This is a genomic window from Amycolatopsis albispora, from assembly GCF_003312875.1.
Taxonomy (GTDB): Bacteria; Actinomycetota; Actinomycetes; order Mycobacteriales; family Pseudonocardiaceae; genus Amycolatopsis; species Amycolatopsis albispora.
The window spans coordinates 805,496-822,291 of sequence record NZ_CP015163.1 but is presented as its reverse complement, the minus strand read 5'-3'; the positions used below and the strand labels follow the sequence as shown (position 1 = coordinate 822,291).

The window sequence follows — 16,796 nt, the reverse complement described above, 5'->3', positions numbered from 1 at the left end:
CGGTGACCGCTGAGATCGACCCCCGGTTCCGCGCGGAGTTCGACCGCCTGCTGGCCGACGGGGACCTGCTCGACTTCGACGGGCTGATGTCCTACGACGGCTACTTCGACGAACTGCCGTTGTACGCCACCTACCGGCAGATCTCGTTCCTGGACGAGCTGCCGCCGCTGGAGCGGAACCAGGTGCTGGTGCGGGCGGCCGCCGCGCACCTCGGCCGGGTCCTGGCGCACGCCGAGGAGTTCTACGCCGGGCGCGAGTTCGACTTCTTCTGCGCGGTGACCGTCACCGGCTGGGACCACCTGCCCGAAGGCGACCCGCTGACGCCGCACTTCTGGCTGGCGAACCCGAGCCGGGGCGTGTTCGAGCACCTCCGGCTGCGGCCGCCGGGCAGCGAGGGCAGCAACATGGTCGCCCACCTGCTCGGCCACGACCCCGCTTACCTGCTCAACGACGACCTCGTGGACGGGCGGCTGGAACGGGTCTGGGTGCAGCAGGCCGACCACCCGGTGCCACCCGGCACCGTCGAAGCCTGACGACTCAGCCGCGGCACAGGTCGCGCAGTTCGTCCGCGTCCGAGTCGAGGTCGGCGGCGAGGGTGGAGAACGCGCCGGGGCGATCGTCGTACAGGTAGTCCGCCGCGGTCGAATAACCGCTGGACAGCCTGCTCAGCTTCGACCGCACGGTGGAGTCCGACGCGCCGTCCCCGGCCTCGGCCAGGTCGCGGGACAGGCGGCGGTACGCGGCGGCGTTCTCCTGCCGGTCCGAGCTGATCGTGGTGTTCTCCAGCTTGTCGAACGCCCGTTCCGCGGCCGAACAGGCTTCCTGCTTGCTCTTCCGGTCGGTGGTCCTGGTTGTGGTGGTGGTCCGTTCGGTGGTCGCGCGGCGCACGGGCGTGCGCGTGGTCGTGGTGGTCTTCTTGGTGGTCGTGGCGCGTTTGGTGGTGGTGCTGGTGGATTTGGCGCTGGCGAAGAACTCGTCCGCGGCGTTCAGCACCTTGTCCGGGCCGATCGAGCCGATCACCAGGATCGCGACCAGCGTGGCGGCGCCGAGCAGGCCGCCGACCGGCACGCTCCGCTTTTCCTTTTGCTCCGGCGGTTTCGGTGGTTTCCGCGGTTTCGGTTCTTTCTGTCCTTCGTGGACGGTGTACAAGGCGGTGTCGAAGCGCTTGAAGACCTCGGTGACCGAGTCGGGCAGCCAGTCGCCGGACAGCTTGAGGTCGGCGTGCTCGCCCGCTTCCGCCATGACCTCCTCCAGCGACGGCCGGTCACCGGGTTCCTTGGCCAGGCAGCGCGCCACGATCGGCCGGATGGCTTCCGGGCAGCCGGTCAGGTCCGGGTCCTCGGAGAGCACGCGGTAGAACAACGCGTCCCGGTTGCCCTCACCGAAAGCGGGCCGTCCGGTGGCGGCGAACACCGCGAGGTGCCCGAGCGCGAACACGTCGGTGGCGGCCGTCACGGCCTGGCCGCGCACCTGTTCCGGCGACATGAACGCCGGCGTGCCGATGCTCATCCCGGTGCGGGTCAGCGAGGTGGCCGCCGCCGCGTGCGCGATGCCGAAGTCGATCACCCGCGGGCCGTCCTCGGCCAGCAGCACGTTGGCCGGGGTGAGGTCGCGGTGGACGATGTCGCACGCGTGCACCGCGGCCAGCCCTTCCGCGACCCCGGCCAGCAGCCGGGAAACCGTTTCGGGCGGCAGCGGCCCGTGGTCCGCCACGGCCTCGCGCAGCGACGGGCCGGGCACGTACGCCGTCGCCAGCCACGGCACGTCCGCCTCGGCGTCGGCGTCGATCACCTGCGCGGTGTAGATGCCCTGCACCCGCTGGGCGCTGGCGATCTCCTGACGGAACCGCCGCCGGAACTCCTCGTCCTCGGCGTGCTCGGTGCGCACCACCTTGATCGCCAGCGCCCGGCCGCCGGGGCTGAACGCCAGGTAGACCCGGCCCATGCCGCCGACGCCGAGTCGCGCGCGCAACCGGTACCCGCCGACTTCACGCGGATCTTCCGGGGTCAGCGGCTTGAATCTGCCTGCCACCGGAAAACTGTACAACAGAACAATGCCGCCGGTGGCAAAAATGGTGGCCCGGCCATTTCATCGAAATTTCATCGGCATGCGGTAAAGGCGGCGGAAAATTACACCTGACACCTTGAGTGATCGGTTCGCTACTTGTGGTCACACGCCTGTGCTGACCTCGCTGGATCCTCCCCGGCATCACCCGCCGAGGTGAGATTCGCGCTTTCGGGGCCGAACCGCCGTCACGAGGCCCGGCGGCGGAGGTCAGCGGGACATGACCGTCCCCACGGCCCCGCCGCGCACCAGCCGGCGCCGACCCACCGGAGGCTCCACCATGCGCCGTTCCACCGCGAACCCCACCGACGCCCTGAACCTGCGCGTCCTGCTGCTCGCCGCACTGTGCGGCGGCCTGCTGGTCGCCGCGTACACCCTGCTGACCCGCATCTGAGCACCTTCGGCCAAACGGCCGAACGGTACGGATAACACCGGCGGTATACCGAGGTCGTCCACCGCCGATGAATAGGTATTGCTGGTCTGGACCACCCGACTTTCGTCGGTTCCAGCGCCGCGCGTGCCGGTCACAGAATTGAGCGCATCCCCTCCCCGGAAACGCGGCACCACCCGTGCCGCAGAAACGAGTCGGAATCATGCGCTTGCGCTCTCTGGCCGTGCTCATCGGCAGTGCCCTGATGGCCTTGCTCGGCCTCGCCGCCCCGTCCACCGCGGCACCCGCCACGGAGCCCGGCACCGTGCAGCCGTTCATCATCGGCGGTCAGTACGCCACGAGCGGGCCGTGGGCGGCCCGGCTGTTCGTGAACGGACGGCAGACCTGCACCGCGACGATCATCGCGCCGCAGTACATCCTCACCGCTAAGCACTGCGTCGCCAGCAGCGGCACCTACACCTTCCGGATCGGCAGCCTGGACCAGCAAAGCGGCGGCACGATGGCCACCGGCAGCACCATCACCCGGTACCCCGGTTCGGCCGACCTGGCGATCGTCCGGCTGACCACCACGGTCAACGCCACCTACTCCCCGCTCGGCACCACCAGCGACGTGTCCACCGGCCAGACCGTGCAGGTCTACGGCTGGGGCGCGACCAGCCGCTGCGGCTCGGAGATCAACTGCCAGTCGCGGTACCTGAAGTACGCCAACGTGCGGGTCAACTCGGTCAACTGCAGTGACTACTACGGCGGCATCTCGGTGTGCGCCAACCGCATCGACGGCATCACCGCCGGCGGTGACTCGGGCGGCCCGATGTTCGCCTCCGGCCGCCAGGTCGGCGTCGCCTCCACCAGCGACCGGTCGAACAACACCGCGTACACGAACATCACCCGGTACCGCAGCTGGATCCAGCAGGTCGCCGGAGTCTGATCAGGACCCCAGGCCGTCTCGGTGCCCGACCGCACCGAGACGGCCTTCGCCCGCGGCCACGATTTCCGCGCCACTGGCGGCAAAAACGACCGGCACGGTGCCATACCGGGCCCGCACCCGTGCCGGATCGGCCGCCGCCCGCTGCCACCGCACCCGGCGGCGGGCGGCACCCGGCCGGCTCGGCACCGCGACCGGCCCGGCGGTGAAGAACCCGGGTGGCACCAGGACCACGGTCGCCAGCCGGTCCGGGTGTGCCGCGGCAAACCGAAGCACGGGCTCGGCCGCGGCCTGGTGCGCGACGATGACCGGCCGCGTCCGCACGGGAGCCAGCAACTCGGCGAGCCAGTCGTGTGGCGCGAGCGCGCTGGGTGCCGACCGGCCGAGCCCGGGAAGATCGGCGGTCAGCACGGACCCGAGTTCACCGACGATCTCCCGCCATGGTTCCGCGCTCGGCTCAAGTCCTTGCAGCAGCACGTAATCCGGCTCGACGCGAGCACCGGCGACATACGCCCGCGAGCCCGCGACCTCGTGGAACCCGCCAGGCAGCACGGCCGGTGCGGCACCGAAGCCGTCCGCGACCAGGCGGTCGGCCCAGCGGCGCAACGCGGTTTCGACCGGCGGATGCGACAACCCGGCGGTGGCCGCGATCCGCTCCGCCGAAGCCGTGTCGTACCGGTCCTCGGACAGGAAGCTCAGCGTTTCGGGATCGGCGCGGGCCACCGCGGCGGGCAGCCGCCGGAGCAGCCCCACCGGCACCTTGAGCTTCGGCGCGCGGACCCCGAGGTGCGCGGCCAGCAACCGCACCAGCGCGGGCAGTTCCGGCGTGTGCCCGTCGAGCACCCAATGGCTGCCGGCGGCATCGTGTTCGGGAACCGCGGCGGTGAACTCCGCGAAGTGGTCCACGGTCACCACGGGCACGAAGGTGCGTGCGCTGCCCGGCAACGCGGGCAGCTTCCCGGTCCACAGATCACGAACCAGCTCGGCCAGGCCGACGTACTGGCCCGCCTCGCCGGTCACCGAATGACCGATGACAGTACTGGGATTCACCACGGTCAGCGGCACGCCGAGCCGCTCCGAGAGCACGCGCACGGCGGCGTCCGCCTCGAACTTCGAACCCTCGTAGGCGCCCTTGCTCCGGTACAGCGCCGCCAGTTCCGCGTCCGGAATCGGGTACCGCGGCCGCGGTTCGCGCCCGACGCGGTACCCGGAAACGTGGACCAGCCGGCGCAGCTTCGGCCGGGTTTTCGCCCACCGCACCACCCGCACCGCACCATCGACGTTGACCGGCACGGCCTCCTCACGCCGCAGGCCGAAGCGGTAGACCCCGGCCGCGTTGAACACATCGCGCACATCCGCCAGCCGCGCGTTGTCCTCGGCGCTCAGCCCGAGGTCGTCACCGGCCGCGAGATCACCGGTCACCAGCTCCAGCCGATCGACCACCGCGCCCCGCGCCACCAGCCAGTCACGCAGGTCACCGGGGCGGCGCGCCACGGCCGCGACCGTGCGGCCCCGGCCCAGCAAGTGCAGCACGATCCACCGGCCGAGAAACCCAGTGGCGCCGAACACCACGCTGTCGCTTCTGCCTGCACTGTCCATTGTGGTCACTCCAGCTCCAGTAGGCGGCCGACGCGACGGCTGACCTGCTCGACGGGCCCCCGGCTGCGCCGCGCCCGCGCCAGCACCAGCGCGCCTTCGACAAGCGCAAGCACGGTCGCGGCCAGCTCGTCCGCCTCCGCCCGCCCCTCGGCTCGCAGGGCGTCGGCCAGCTTGTGCTGCCAGCCGTCGTAGATGCCGCCGCACAGCGACCGCAGTTCCCCCTCGGACGCCGCGACCTCCAGCGCTACGGTCGCCACCGGGCAGCCCTTCGCGTAGTCCGCCGCCGCCATCCGGTCCGCCAGCGCGGTCAGCAGGGCGAGCACGAGTTCACGGGCACCCGCCGCCGAGGCGGCCAGCTCGTCCAGCAGCGCATCGACCTCCTGACCGGCAGCGCTCAACGCCTCCCCGATCAGCTCGTCCTTCCCGCCGGGGAAGTGGTGGTACAGCGATCCCCGCGGCGCACCGGCCACCGCGAGCACCTCGTTCAGCCCGGTGCCGTGGTACCCCTTCGCCTCCACCACCTCCCTGGCCGCGGCGACCAGCTTGGCCCGCGTCCGCTCACCCTTCAGCACGCCGTCAGAGTAGACCGATCTACATAATCTCCGCAAGGGCCCCGGGCACCGACAGTGAATGGGGCGTCAGCCATTAGGGAGGAAAATGGCGCCGAAAGTCGGTTCCACACCATTTCCGGACCGACCGCCGGATGCGCGAATTAGGCCAGCCAGGCAGGTCTTGCCCATACCCCCGCCACCCCAGAGTGAACCGCGATCGGCCGTCTTGTCCCGGGCGAGAAGCGAAGTCTAGCGTTGGCCGCGTTCGGCAACGGCGTCGAACAAAGCTAGAGCATACTAGAGATATATACGCGAGATCACCGATGCCGACAGATGTCAAGGAGCCGCTGGAATGACTTCTCTTGATCGTCCCGTGCTGCGCACCGCCTACCAGCGTTCAGTCGCCGACTACTGGGACAAGGAGAAGGATCCGGTCAACCTTCGGCTGGGTGAAATCGACGGCCTTTTCCACCACCACTACGGCATCGGCGATTACGACCCGGCCGTTCTCGAAGCCCCGGAAGAAACCCGCGACGACGCGATCATCGCGGAAATGCACCGGCTGGAAACCGCGCAGGCGGACGTGCTGCTCGACCACCTCGGCCCCATTTCCCCCGGCGACCGCCTGCTCGACGCCGGGTGCGGCCGCGGCGGTACCAGCGTGATGGCGCACCAGCGGTTCGGCTGCCGGGTGGACGGCGTGTCGATTTCCCGGCAGCAGGTGGAGTTCGCGAACGCGCAGGCGGCCAAGCTCGGGGTGGACGGCCACGTGGCCTACCACGAGCGCAACATGCTGGACACCGGCTTCGAAACCGGTGCCTTCGCCGGCATCTGGAACAACGAGTCGACCATGTACGTGGACCTGGGCGACCTGTTCGCCGAGCACGCCCGGCAGCTCGCCCCCGGCGGCCGCTACGTGACGATCACCGGCTGCTACAACGACGTGACCGGCGGCCGCTCGCGCGCGGTCAGCCAGATCGACCAGCACTACATCTGCAACATCCACGCCCGCGGTGACTACTTCAAGGCGCTGGCGGACAACGGTTTTGTGCCGATCAACGTGGTCGACCTGACCGCCGCCACCATTCCGTACTGGGAGCTGCGGGCGCGCTCGTCGGTGGCCACCGGCATCGAGGAACCGTTCCTCACCGCCTACCGCGAAGGCAGCTTCCACTACCTGCTCATCGCCGCCGACCGGGTCTGAGGGGTGCGCATGCAGGAGGCCGGAGCGCTGGCCGCCGTGCTGTCCGGGCCGTCGGGCCTGGGCACCGCGGCCGCCAGGGTCGCGCCGCGGCCGGACCCGCTGCCCGAACCGGGGTACGCCGAGATGAGCTGGGGCGACGGCAGCGCGTCCCCGCTGTACTGCCCGGTGGTCCGGCGGGTCGACGAGCCGCTGGCCGAGGAGGTGGACCGCCGCCTGGTCACCTGGGCGGCGGACTGCGGGTTCACCGGCAAGGGCCTGGAGCAGATCGGCCGCGCCGGGTTCGGCAAGCTGGTCACGCTGGCCCACCCGGATTCCGACGACCCGGACCACCTGCTGATCGCGGCGCAGCTGAACGCGGTCTGGTGGGCGGCCGACGACTACTACGCCGACGACAGCGAACTCGGTGCCGCGCCGACCGAACTGCCGCCGCGGCTGGCGCTGGTGATGTCGGCGATGGACCCGGTCGCACCGGCCGGGGAGTTCACCGAGCAGCTCGACGAAGCCCTGCGCGGCGACCCCATCCTGGTCGGGCTGAACTCGGCCATCGGGCACCTGGCGCGGCACGGCAGCGCCGTGCAGGTGCAGCGGGTCTGCTATTCCACGTTCGCGATGTTCGTGGCGTGGGACGCCTACGCGGCCTGGCGCTACACCGGCGCGTACCCGCCCGCGTGGGAGTACCTGGCCGCGCGGCAGCACGACAGCTTCTACACGTCGATGACGCTGATCGACGCGGTCGGCGGGTACGAACTGCCGGCGCACCTGTACTACGAACCGCGGGTCCGCCGGGCGCTCATGCAGGCCGGAACGGCGTGCGTGCTGGTCAACGACCTGTACTCGGTGGCGAAGGACGCCGCCGACGAGCACCCGGTGTGCAACATGGTGCTGCAGATCGCGGCCGACCGGGACTGCTCCATCGAGGAAGCCACCGAGGCCACCGTCGAACTGCACAACTCGATGGTGCGGGACTTCCAGGAGGGCCACCGGAAACTGCGGGCGGTGCCGTCACCGGAGCTGCACCGCTTTCTCGACGGCGTCCGCGACTGGATGGCGGGCGGTTTCGAGTGGCACGCGACCAATCCGCGCTACCAGGACAGCGCAAAGAAGTCGTAAATATTCCGCCAAGGACCTTCTCGCCGCGGCCGGTCCCCCGGTCTACTCGCGCTCCATGCGCCGACCACACCGGGGGACCCGTTGACCGGCCCGACCCTGATCATCGGTTTTGGCGCGATCGGCGCCTCCGCCGCCAGATTGCTGCTGTCCACCGGCCTTCCCGCCGAGCGGCTCGTGGTCATCGACCAGCGGCGGACGGCCGTCACCGAGGCGGCGGACCTGGGCGCGCGCACGGTGCTCGGTGACGCCGCCGACCGCTCCGCCCTGCGGCGGACGGGGATCGCGGGCGCGCGGCACGTCATCGTGGCCGTGCAGCCGGACGCCACCGCGGTGTTCATCACCATGGTGGCGCGGGAGATGTGCGCGCCGGACGCGGTGGTGGTCACCGCGGTCACCGACCGCAAGCACGTGGCCCACCTCCGCGGCGCCGACCAGGTGGTCATCTCGTCGGACACCGCGGGCGCGGCACTGGCCGCGGGCGCGCTGGGCCAGCGGCTCGCGCCCGCGCAGCAGCCGGGTTCCGGCTGGCTGGTGCAGTCGCGGCCGGTCCAGTCCTCCGAAATCGGCTTGTTCCTGCGGGAGTGCGGGGCGAGCGCGATCGGTGTGCTGCGCGGCGGGGTGCGGCACCTCGGTGCCGCGGCCGCGTCGCTCCGGCTGGCCGCCGGCGACCGGATCATGATCATGTGCCGGGGCGGGGTGGTGCCGGGACCGCCTGGTGATCCCGGCACCCCCGCCACTAGCCCAGTACCCCGCTGACCTCGTTCGGCACGCCGGGCAGCGCGCCGGTCGCGGTTTTGCTGCCCGAAGCGAGGTCCACCGCGTGGATCTCCTTCTTGTTCGGGTCGCTGACGTAGGCCGTGCCACCGCGGACGAAGATCGCCGGGCGCGGCTGCTGCCACTCCAGCGGTTCCTGCCACGAACCGGTCACCGGGATCTTGCGCACCACCGAACCGGCCACCGGGTCGATCACGTGGAGCTGCCCGTCGGTGCCGAGCACCAGCGCCTCCCCCTGCGGGCCGCGGGCCAGCGAGCGGAAGGTGTAGCTGGTGCCGAGTTCGACGTGCCGGAGCGTGGCCTGCTCGGTGTCGATCAGCGAAACCCGGGTCGGGCGCTCCAGTTCGGCGGCTTCGTCCACTTTGTAGTCGCCGAGCGTGATCGGCGAGACGTCGGAGCCCGCCTGGTTGCCGATCCGGCCGTACGGGTCGGGGCTGGTGACCTTGGTGATGGTGCCGTTGCGGTAGATCAGCGCACCGGTTTCGCAGCCGATCACCACCGCCTCGCCCTTCGCGGCCGCTTCGCCGTGCACGCCGGGGCACTGCTCGTTGCGCGCGATCTCCTTGCGGTCCTTGTCCAGCACCATGATGCCCGGCCGCGCGTCCTCGTTGCCGATGGTGGTGACCAGCTCGCCGTTCGCGAGTTCGACGGCGACACCGTGGTGCGGTTCCGGCGTCTTGTACTGCGGCGCGGGCAGCGGGCCGTCGCCGATCGTCTTCGGGTCGAACACGGTCACCTCACCGGTGCCGTCCGCGAACAACACGGTTTTCCCGTGGTGGCGGACCACGTGCCCCGGCTTGGGCGCCTTGACCTCGTTGTCCATCAGCACCCCGCGGGCGGCGTCGAGCACGCGGAACCCGGTGGAGGTGGACACCATGACGTGCCGGTCGTCGCCCGCCGCGTTGAGGCGGTTGAAGCCCGGCAACGGGATGTCCTTGGCCACCTGGAGGGTTTTCCCGTCCAGCACGTAGATCCCGCCGTCGTAGGTGACGGTGACGGGTTCGGCGATGGTCGCCTGCGCCGGTGCCGCCGCGTTGTTGTCCCGCGGAGCGGGCTGCTCGGCACCGCAGGCCGTCAGCGCCAGCGCGGCCACCGCGGTGCCCACCACCGTTCGTCGACGGGTGAACAGCGATTTTGCCATTTCCACTACACCTTTCCTTTTCACGGACGGGTCAAGCTGGTTGCGATCGCCTCGGTGTTGGCGCGCATCATTTCCAGGTAGGTGGCCGCGCCCTGGCCCGGTTCGCTCAGCGATTCCGAGAACAGCGGCGTCACCGCCACGTGCAGCCCGGCCTGCTCGGCCAGCACCCGCGCGAGGCGGTCCGGTTGCGAGGAATCCGCGAAGATGGCCGGAACGCCCGCCGCGCGGACCGCGTCGGCCAGCGACTTCAGATCGGCGGCGCTGGGTGAGGCGAGCGTGGTGCCACCGGGGATCACCGCGCCGATCACCTCGAAGCCGAAACGCTGCGCGAGGTAACCGAAAACGTGGTGGTTGGTGACCAGTTTCCGGCGCTCGGGCGGGATCGTCGCGAACCGCTCGGTCATCGTGGTGTCGAGCGCTTCGATCTCACCGCGGTACCGGTCGGCGTTGGCCCGCACGGCCGCCGCGTCCACCCCGTCCACTTCGGCGATGATCTGCTCCGCGATCACGTTCACCGCGTCGCGCACGCGGCCGGGGTCGGTCCAGAAGTGCGGATCGGGTACCTCACCGCCGGGATGGCTGATCGGGTTCACCCGCTCCCCCACCGGCAGCACCGGCACCCCGCTCTCCTGCGCGGCCCGCACGGTGCTCAGCATGCCCTCTTCCAGCCCGAGTCCGTTGTAGACGATCAGGCCGGCGCGTTCGGTTTCGGCGGCCTGCTGGGCGGAGATGCCGAACGAATGCGGGTCGGCGTTCGCCTTCATCAGCACGGTCACCGGGGCCTGGTCACCGGCGATGTTGCGGGTGATGTCCCCGAGAATGTTCGTGGTCACCACGATCGACGAGCGGCTCTCACCCTCCGCGGTGCATCCCGCGGTCACCAGGAGCACGGCGACCAGCGCGCAGAGCACCCGCCTCATCGCCCGGTCTCCACGAAGTAGCTGGCCTTGCCTTCGACGGTGAACGTCCTGGCGCGGCGCAGGTTGTCGTTGTAGTCGATTTCGTACACCTCTCCCGAAGCGGGGTTGTTGACGTAGGCGCGGGTGGTGTCGACCTGGATCGCGGCGCCGGTCGCGTCCGGCATCAACGGGGCCTGCGCGCGTTCCTGACCGGTGGTTTCGTCGTAGGCACGCAGCACGCCGTCGCGGGTCAGCACCAGCAGCGGCGCGCCCTCCCCCACCGCGTTCACCGCGGCGACCGGCCCGGTCGCCACCCGGCTCCACGCCCGGCGGCTGACGTCCAGTGACCACACGGCGTTCTCCCCGGCGGGCGCCGCGAGCGTGGTGCTGCCCGGGCGGTGGGTGAACTTCGTCGCGCGTTCCTGCGGGGGAACCTCCTGCGGGTACGGGATTTTCTCGCCCGCGAACACGCCGTCCTTCTCGGTGACCAGCAGGGCACCGTCCGCGCAGCCGAAGACCACGCCGCGCCGGGTGACCGCCTGGCCCTGGAGTTCCGGGCACGCGGGTTCGATGTCCGACACCGCGTTCCCCTGGCGATCGTGGACGCGTACACCACGCGAGCCGTCGGAAGCCAAGACTTTCTCCCCGTACGGCACGGCGATGCCCGGATGCGGTCCGTGGGCGATCTTCCCCAGTTCCGTGATTTCCCCCTTGTCGAGCCGCGCACGGTCGAGCAGGATCGCCGTACCGTCCGGATAGGACACCGCGGTCACCGCCGGGTCGCTGTACGCGCCGAGCGCCTGCTTCCCCGGCGCCACACCGACTTCGCGGACCGCCGCGCGGTAGTAGTGCACGTGGTCGCCGTGGTCGACCATCCACGATCCGCTGTCCACCACGCGGACCGAGTCGTCCCGTCCGGTGAGGTAGGCGAACCGCCCGTCCCCGGTGATGGCACGCACCCCGTCGACCTGGCCCGCCGGGTGGACCTGCTCGGTGATCAGGTCCACCACGCGCACGGCCCCCGTTCCGGCGTCGGCCACCACCAGCCGCGACTGCGCCTCGGCGGTTTCCTCGGCGCCTTCGACGTAGCCGTGCGGCACTTCCGCGGCGGGCGCGGCCGGCTCCGGTTCGGGCGCGCAGGCCGTCGCGAACAACGACACGGCCGCGAGAGCGCCCGCGCCCCACCGCTTCCGGCGGCGCGCGGCGGACAGCAGCGCGGAGGCGAAGAACAGCAGCACGGCCGTCGCCGCGATGGTCGCCCCGGCCGCGGTCCCCCAGTGCCAGGAGACCACCAGCCCGGTGACCGTGGCCAGCACCCCGAGCAGCGCGGCCACCAGCATGATCGTGGTGATCCGCCGCGCCCAGAAGGTGGCCGCCGCCGCGGGCGCGATGAGCAGGCCGAACACCAGCAGCGTGCCGACCACGCGGAACGACGCGACGATGGTCAGCGTCACCAGCGCCAGCAGCACGGCGTTCGCCAGTCCCGGCCGCAGGCCGAGCGTGCGCGCCTTCCTGGCGTCGAAGGTCAGCGCGGTGAACGAGCGATAGCCGAGCAGCGACACCACCGCCACGACCACCAGCGCGCCCGCCAGGAGGGCCAGATCGCCGGGGCCGACCGCGAGCACGTCACCGAACAGGAACGCGGTGAGATCGACCGCGAACGACTGCGAATGCGAGACGATGATCACACCGGCCGCGAGCATGCCGACAAAGAGCAGGCCGATGGCGGTGTCCTGCGACAACCGCCGCGACCGCCCGAGCGCGGTCACGCCCAGCGCCATCGCCCCGGCGCTCAGCGCCGCGCCGAACAACGGGTTCACCCCGGCCAGCGAGGCGATCGCCACCCCGGGGAGCATGCCGTGCGCCATCGCGTCGCCGATGAAGGCCATGCCGCGCAACACCACCCAGGTGCCCACGAGCGCGCACACCACCGACACGAGCACTCCGGCGACGAGCGCACGCTGCACAAAGGACACCTCGAAGGGGATCAGCAACCAGTCCACGCCGGACACTATAGTGGTAATGATTGTCATTATCATGGGCGGTGTCAGATGAGCGAGAACACGGCGGCGATCACCCTGCGTGAAGTGCACGCGGGGTACGGCCACCGGGAAGTGCTGCACGGGATCACCGCGGAGGTGCCGGACGGGCGGCTCACCGCGGTGGTCGGCGCGAACGGAGCCGGGAAGTCGTCCCTGCTCAACGTGATCGCCGGCGTGCTGCCCACCAGCGCGGGCTCGGTGACGCGCCGCGGCCAGGACCGCCCGGCGTACGTGACCCAGCACAGCGAGGTGTCCGACGCGCTGCCGGTCACGGTGCGTGCCACCGTCGCCATGGGCCGCTGGGCCCATCGCGGTCCGTGGCGTCGTCTGACCAAAAAGGACAGAGCACTGGTCGAAGACTGCCTGGAGCGCCTGGACATCACCTCGATCGCCGACCGCAGGCTCGGCACCCTGTCCGGCGGGCAGCGGCAGCGGACGCTGGTGGCGCAAGGCCTGGCGCAGCAGTCCGGACTGCTGTTGCTCGACGAACCGGCGGCCGGACTGGACCTGCGAGCCAGGACGCTGATCGACGAAGCGCTGAATGCCGCCCGCGACGACGGCGTGACGGTCCTGCGTGTCACGCATGACCTCGCCGTCGCCGATCAGGCGGAGCACTGCCTGCTACTGCGCGACGGTCAGCTGGTCGCCGAAGGCCCGCCCGCTTCGGTGCTGACCCCGGAACAGGTGGCCGAGGCGTGGGGTGTGCCGACGGTGCGGTGACTCAGGCGGTCAGCGCGGGGCGCACGGTCCGGCCGGTGGCAAGCAGCAGCAGGTCTGAGACCGTGCCCCGGACCTCCTCGGCTCCCTCGCCGCCGGTCCAGTCGCGGTCGGTGGCGACCAGTCGCTGGCCGCGCAGCCGCTTCCGCGCGCCGTAGAACTTGGCGTTCCAGACGAACTCGAGCGCCGCCTCCGCCGCGTCGAGCGGCATCGGACGCGGCCTGCCCAGCGGCCGGGCCACGTCCTGCCCGTGGATCAGCACGTCGACCAGCGGGTCGAACGGGCTGGCGCCGAGCGTGAGGTGCCGGGAGTCCGCCGTCTCACGCAGCTGCGCCACCAGTTCGGCGGGGGTGAACCGGGCCGCGCGGTCCCTGGCCAGCACGTCGAACATGCGGTGCACGCTGCCCCGCGACCGCAGCACGCCCTTGATGGTCAGCCGCAGCGACATCCGCGTGGACAAGGTCATGTGGGCGGCGACGTCGCGCACGGTCCAGCCCTCGCAGAGGGAAGGCACGCGCCATTCGTCCTCGGTCAGGCCCTCGAGGAAGTCGGCGAGGCCGAGCCGCTCGGCCCGGACCCAGGCGTGGACCTGGTCGTTGTTGTTCCGCATGACGCGCTCCCTGCTGTCGGCTGCTCGTTCGCCATCACCACGAACGAGCCACCGGCGGAAGGACACCCGCGCAGGAAATTTTTCGAGGGCTCGCTCAGCGGATGCCGGCGAGCCCGAAGAACTCCTGCCGCGAGCGCGCGTCGTCCCGCAGCACCCCGTGCAGGGCGGAGGTCACCGTGCTGGACCCGGTGGCCCGCACCCCGCGCAGCGACATGCACATGTGCTCGGCCTCGATCACCACGCCGACGCCCTTGGGCGCGAGGTGCTGCTGCAGCCAGTCGGCCACCTGCTTGGTCAGCCGCTCCTGTACCTGCAGGTCGCGGGCGTACAGCTCGACCACGCGCGCCAGCTTCGACAGCCCGAGGATGCGCTCGCCGGGCAGGTAGCCGACGTGCGCGACGCCGTGGAACGGCAGCAGGTGGTGCTGGCACAGCGACTGCACCGGGATGCCGCGGGCGAGCACCAGCTCGTCGTAGCCCTCGTCGTTGGGGAAGGTGGTCAGGTTGAACTCGCGCGGGGTGAGCAGCTCGCCGTACGCGTCGGCGACCCGCCTCGGCGTGTCGGCCAGGTGCTCCGACGCCGGGTCGTGCCCCAGCGCGACCAGCAGATCGGCCACCGCCCGCTGCGCCGCCTCGACGTCGACGCCGGTACGCCCGTTCACCACCCGCAACGGCGCGGCCATACGCCCCTCCTTCTAACACCAAGTCGCGCTAACCTTAGAACCCCCCGTCCAATTCAGTCAACGGAGATCGTTTTTAGAAATGGACGTCACATCGCGAGCCGCACAGGTCGCCGCGGTCGCCGCACTCGGCGAGCCGACCCGCCGCCGGTTGTACGAGCTCGTCGTGCGCCGGTCCGGCCCGGTCAGCCGGGACGAGGCCGCGGCGGAGACGCGGTTGCCGCGCACCACCGTGGCGTTCCACCTCGACCGCCTCGTCGGCGACGGCCTGCTCGACGTGGTGTACGAGCGCCGCACCGGCCGCAGCGGCCCCGGCGCCGGTCGCCCGGCCAAGCTGTACCGCCGCTCGTCGCGGGAGATCGCGGTCTCGCTGCCGGACCGGCGCTACGAACTGGCGGGCCGCCTGCTCGCCGACGCCCTCCAGGAAGCCGAGGCCACGGGCGCGTCCCCGCGTGCCGTGCTGGACCGGCGTGCCCGCGAACTCGGCCAGGAACTCGGCCGGACCGCCCAGCCCGACGGCGCCTTTGCCGTGCTGGACCGCCTCGGCTTCGAGCCACACCGCACCAGCACCGCGATCGTGCTGGGCAACTGCCCGTTTCACGGCCTGGCCAAGCACCAGACTGAGCTTGTCTGCGGCATGAACCTCCGCCTGCTCCAGGGCCTGCTCGACGGCCTCGCCACCACCGGGCTGGTCGCCCGCCTCGCCCCCTCCCCCGGGCACTGCTGTGTACGTCTCGAAGGAGAATCGGCCGGCCGATGAGTTTCGCGCTTCCGCGTGGTCTGTCCTGACGAAAGCCCCGACTACAGGAGGACAGCGCGATGACCGGACGACTGGGCAAGGTGGTCAGCGACATCACGATCACGGCCGACGGGTACGTGGCCGGCCCCAACCAGAGCGAGGCACGCCCCTTCGGCGACGACGGCGGTGACGGCTGGGGCGACCAACTGCACGGCTGGATGTTCGACAACCCCGCCGAGCACCAGGCCGAGATCGATCAGCTGGGCTCCGCCGGCGCCTTCATCATGGGCCGCAACATGTTCGGCCCGGTCCGTGACGAATGGGACCGCCCGTGGAACGGCTGGTGGGGGGACAACCCGCCGTTCCACGCCCCGGTTTTTGTGCTCACGCACCACGCGCGCAACCCGCAGCCCATGGAAGGCGGCACCACCTACCACTTCGTCACCGACGGCATCGAATCCGCCCTGACCCAAGCCCGCGCCGCCGCCGGCGACAACGACGTCCTGATCCAGGGCGGCGCGGAAACGATCAACCAATACCTCACCGCCGGCCTCCTCGACGAGTTGCGGCTGCACATCGTGCCACTGACCCTCGGCTCCGGCTCCCGCCTCTTCGACGGCGTCCCGCCGCTGAAACTGGAACAAGTAAAGTCGCGGGCCACGAGTTCAGTCATCCACGTGTCCTACCGAGTGCTGCCTTCCTCTTAGACACCCACCGCCACGGTGGCCTTCAGCCCGGGACGGTCGCCACCCCGCCCACATCGACCGCGGCGAGCAGGCCCCCGGTCAACGGCCGCCGCAGATCCCTTCCCTATCGGTGACCACCTGATGCTCGGCGCACGTCCGCCCGGTTCCCGGAGAGCGGAGCCCGGAAACGTGTCCTTAGTGGACACGCTCGAGCCCGGCCGTTCGCGAAGCTGGCCGTAGCCGAATCGGCGTCGCCTGGCACTCCCATCGGGGCAACACCGTGGTCAGCGGGCACTGCAGTCCCGCCTTCTGTCGGCGATCAAAGATGCTTGTCGGTTGTACTCGACGTGTCCGGCGCCAGTCCGGACACGTCGAGCAGACGGAGAAGCGGACCCGGAAGTGTCCTTTGTGGTCGATCGTCTGGGTCCGCTCGCGAGGCCGTCGTCGTGCTGGTGGGTGGCCCCGGTTCCGTACCAGGGCGGGTGTTGGGCGCTGGTCACCGAGGGCGTGCCAATCGGCTCGGCCGCCCTGCTGGCGGCAACTGCGGCCAACAGGGCGCCCGGGATGCGTGGCGATCGCCCAGTCCCTTACGCCCGGGCCACCCTGACCGACCGATCGCCCTCGGTTTCCGCTACGCCACGCCGAGATTCTTTTGTTAGCGGACG

15 protein-coding genes and 1 pseudogene are annotated in these 16,796 nt (G+C 70.8%); 8 read left to right on the top strand and 8 right to left on the bottom strand.

Annotation, left to right across the window (positions count from 1 at the left end; genetic code table 11):
• Positions 1–2: 2 nt before the first annotated feature.
• Positions 3–533 (top strand): Imm15 family immunity protein, encoded by a 531-nt coding sequence (locus A4R43_RS04055; RefSeq protein ID WP_113691051.1) that lies wholly within the window; start codon positions 3–5, stop codon positions 531–533.
• Positions 534–537: 4 nt separating this feature from the next.
• Here A4R43_RS04055 and A4R43_RS43155 read toward each other — a convergent pair whose 3' ends face one another.
• Positions 538–2,031: a serine/threonine-protein kinase gene (locus tag A4R43_RS43155; RefSeq protein WP_205215238.1), complete on the bottom strand. Its 1,494-nt coding sequence runs from the start codon at positions 2,029–2,031 to the stop codon at positions 538–540.
• Between the two features lie 626 nt (positions 2,032–2,657).
• Between A4R43_RS43155 and A4R43_RS04045 the strand changes: the two genes are divergently transcribed.
• Positions 2,658–3,383, top strand: coding sequence for a S1 family peptidase (locus tag A4R43_RS04045; RefSeq protein WP_113691050.1), 726 nt, complete (start codon positions 2,658–2,660; stop codon positions 3,381–3,383).
• Here the strand turns inward: A4R43_RS04045 and A4R43_RS04040 are convergent, their stop codons facing one another.
• On the bottom strand, positions 3,384–4,979 hold the full coding sequence (locus A4R43_RS04040; protein ID WP_113691049.1) for an SDR family oxidoreductase: 1,596 nt from the start codon (positions 4,977–4,979) through the stop codon (positions 3,384–3,386).
• A gap of 5 nt (positions 4,980–4,984) precedes the next feature.
• Positions 4,985–5,551 carry a TetR/AcrR family transcriptional regulator gene (locus A4R43_RS04035; RefSeq protein WP_113691048.1) on the bottom strand — a complete coding sequence of 189 codons (567 nt, stop codon included), beginning with the start codon at positions 5,549–5,551 and terminating at the stop codon, positions 4,985–4,987.
• 331 nt (positions 5,552–5,882) lie between these two features.
• Between A4R43_RS04035 and A4R43_RS04030 the strand changes: the two genes are divergently transcribed.
• The 3 genes from A4R43_RS04030 to A4R43_RS04020 all read left to right on the top strand — a co-directional run bounded on the left by A4R43_RS04030 (position 5,883) and on the right by A4R43_RS04020 (position 8,600).
• Entirely contained in the window at positions 5,883–6,734 is an 852-nt protein-coding gene (locus A4R43_RS04030) for a geranyl diphosphate 2-C-methyltransferase (protein WP_113691047.1), read from the top strand.
• Between the two features lie 9 nt (positions 6,735–6,743).
• Positions 6,744–7,844 (top strand): family 2 encapsulin nanocompartment cargo protein terpene cyclase, encoded by a 1,101-nt coding sequence (locus A4R43_RS04025; RefSeq protein ID WP_113691046.1) that lies wholly within the window; start codon positions 6,744–6,746, stop codon positions 7,842–7,844.
• 81 nt (positions 7,845–7,925) lie between these two features.
• A complete protein-coding gene (locus A4R43_RS04020) occupies positions 7,926–8,600 on the top strand; it encodes an NAD(P)-binding protein (RefSeq protein WP_113691045.1) in 675 nt (224 codons plus the stop codon).
• On the opposite strand, the gene aztD is transcribed toward A4R43_RS04020, so the two are convergent.
• From aztD to aztB, 3 genes and pseudogenes are all read right to left on the bottom strand, one after another.
• Positions 8,581–9,759: a zinc metallochaperone AztD gene (gene aztD, locus A4R43_RS04015; protein WP_113697332.1), complete on the bottom strand. Its 1,179-nt coding sequence runs from the start codon at positions 9,757–9,759 to the stop codon at positions 8,581–8,583. The two genes, A4R43_RS04020 and aztD, sit on opposite strands and share 20 nt — an antisense overlap.
• 20 nt (positions 9,760–9,779) lie before the next feature.
• Positions 9,780–10,679 (bottom strand): zinc ABC transporter substrate-binding protein AztC, encoded by a 900-nt coding sequence (gene aztC / locus A4R43_RS04010; protein ID WP_113691044.1) that lies wholly within the window; start codon positions 10,677–10,679, stop codon positions 9,780–9,782.
• Between the two features lie 1,163 nt (positions 10,680–11,842).
• Positions 11,843–12,661 (bottom strand): annotated as a pseudogene (gene aztB / locus A4R43_RS43780) (zinc ABC transporter permease AztB); the annotation flags it as partial.
• 48 nt (positions 12,662–12,709) lie between these two features.
• Between aztB and aztA the strand changes: the two are divergent.
• Positions 12,710–13,420, top strand: coding sequence for a zinc ABC transporter ATP-binding protein AztA (gene aztA / locus A4R43_RS04000; protein ID WP_113691042.1), 711 nt, complete (start codon positions 12,710–12,712; stop codon positions 13,418–13,420).
• 1 nt (position 13,421) lies between these two features.
• Here aztA and A4R43_RS03995 read toward each other — a convergent pair whose 3' ends face one another.
• Both A4R43_RS03995 and folE read right to left on the bottom strand, forming a co-directional pair.
• On the bottom strand, positions 13,422–14,027 hold the full coding sequence (locus tag A4R43_RS03995; protein WP_113691041.1) for a maleylpyruvate isomerase family mycothiol-dependent enzyme: 606 nt from the start codon (positions 14,025–14,027) through the stop codon (positions 13,422–13,424).
• Positions 14,028–14,121: 94 nt separating this feature from the next.
• A complete protein-coding gene (folE, locus tag A4R43_RS03990) occupies positions 14,122–14,709 on the bottom strand; it encodes a GTP cyclohydrolase I FolE (RefSeq protein ID WP_113691040.1) in 588 nt (195 codons plus the stop codon).
• Positions 14,710–14,788: 79 nt separating this feature from the next.
• Between folE and A4R43_RS03985 the strand changes: the two genes are divergently transcribed.
• The gene (locus A4R43_RS03985; RefSeq protein WP_113691039.1) at positions 14,789–15,466 is read left to right on the top strand and encodes a helix-turn-helix transcriptional regulator; all 678 of its coding nucleotides are present in this window, start codon (positions 14,789–14,791) and stop codon (positions 15,464–15,466) included.
• A gap of 59 nt (positions 15,467–15,525) precedes the next feature.
• Positions 15,526–16,152: a dihydrofolate reductase family protein gene (locus tag A4R43_RS03980; protein ID WP_205215237.1), complete on the top strand. Its 627-nt coding sequence runs from the start codon at positions 15,526–15,528 to the stop codon at positions 16,150–16,152.
• Positions 16,153–16,796 lie beyond the last annotated feature (644 nt).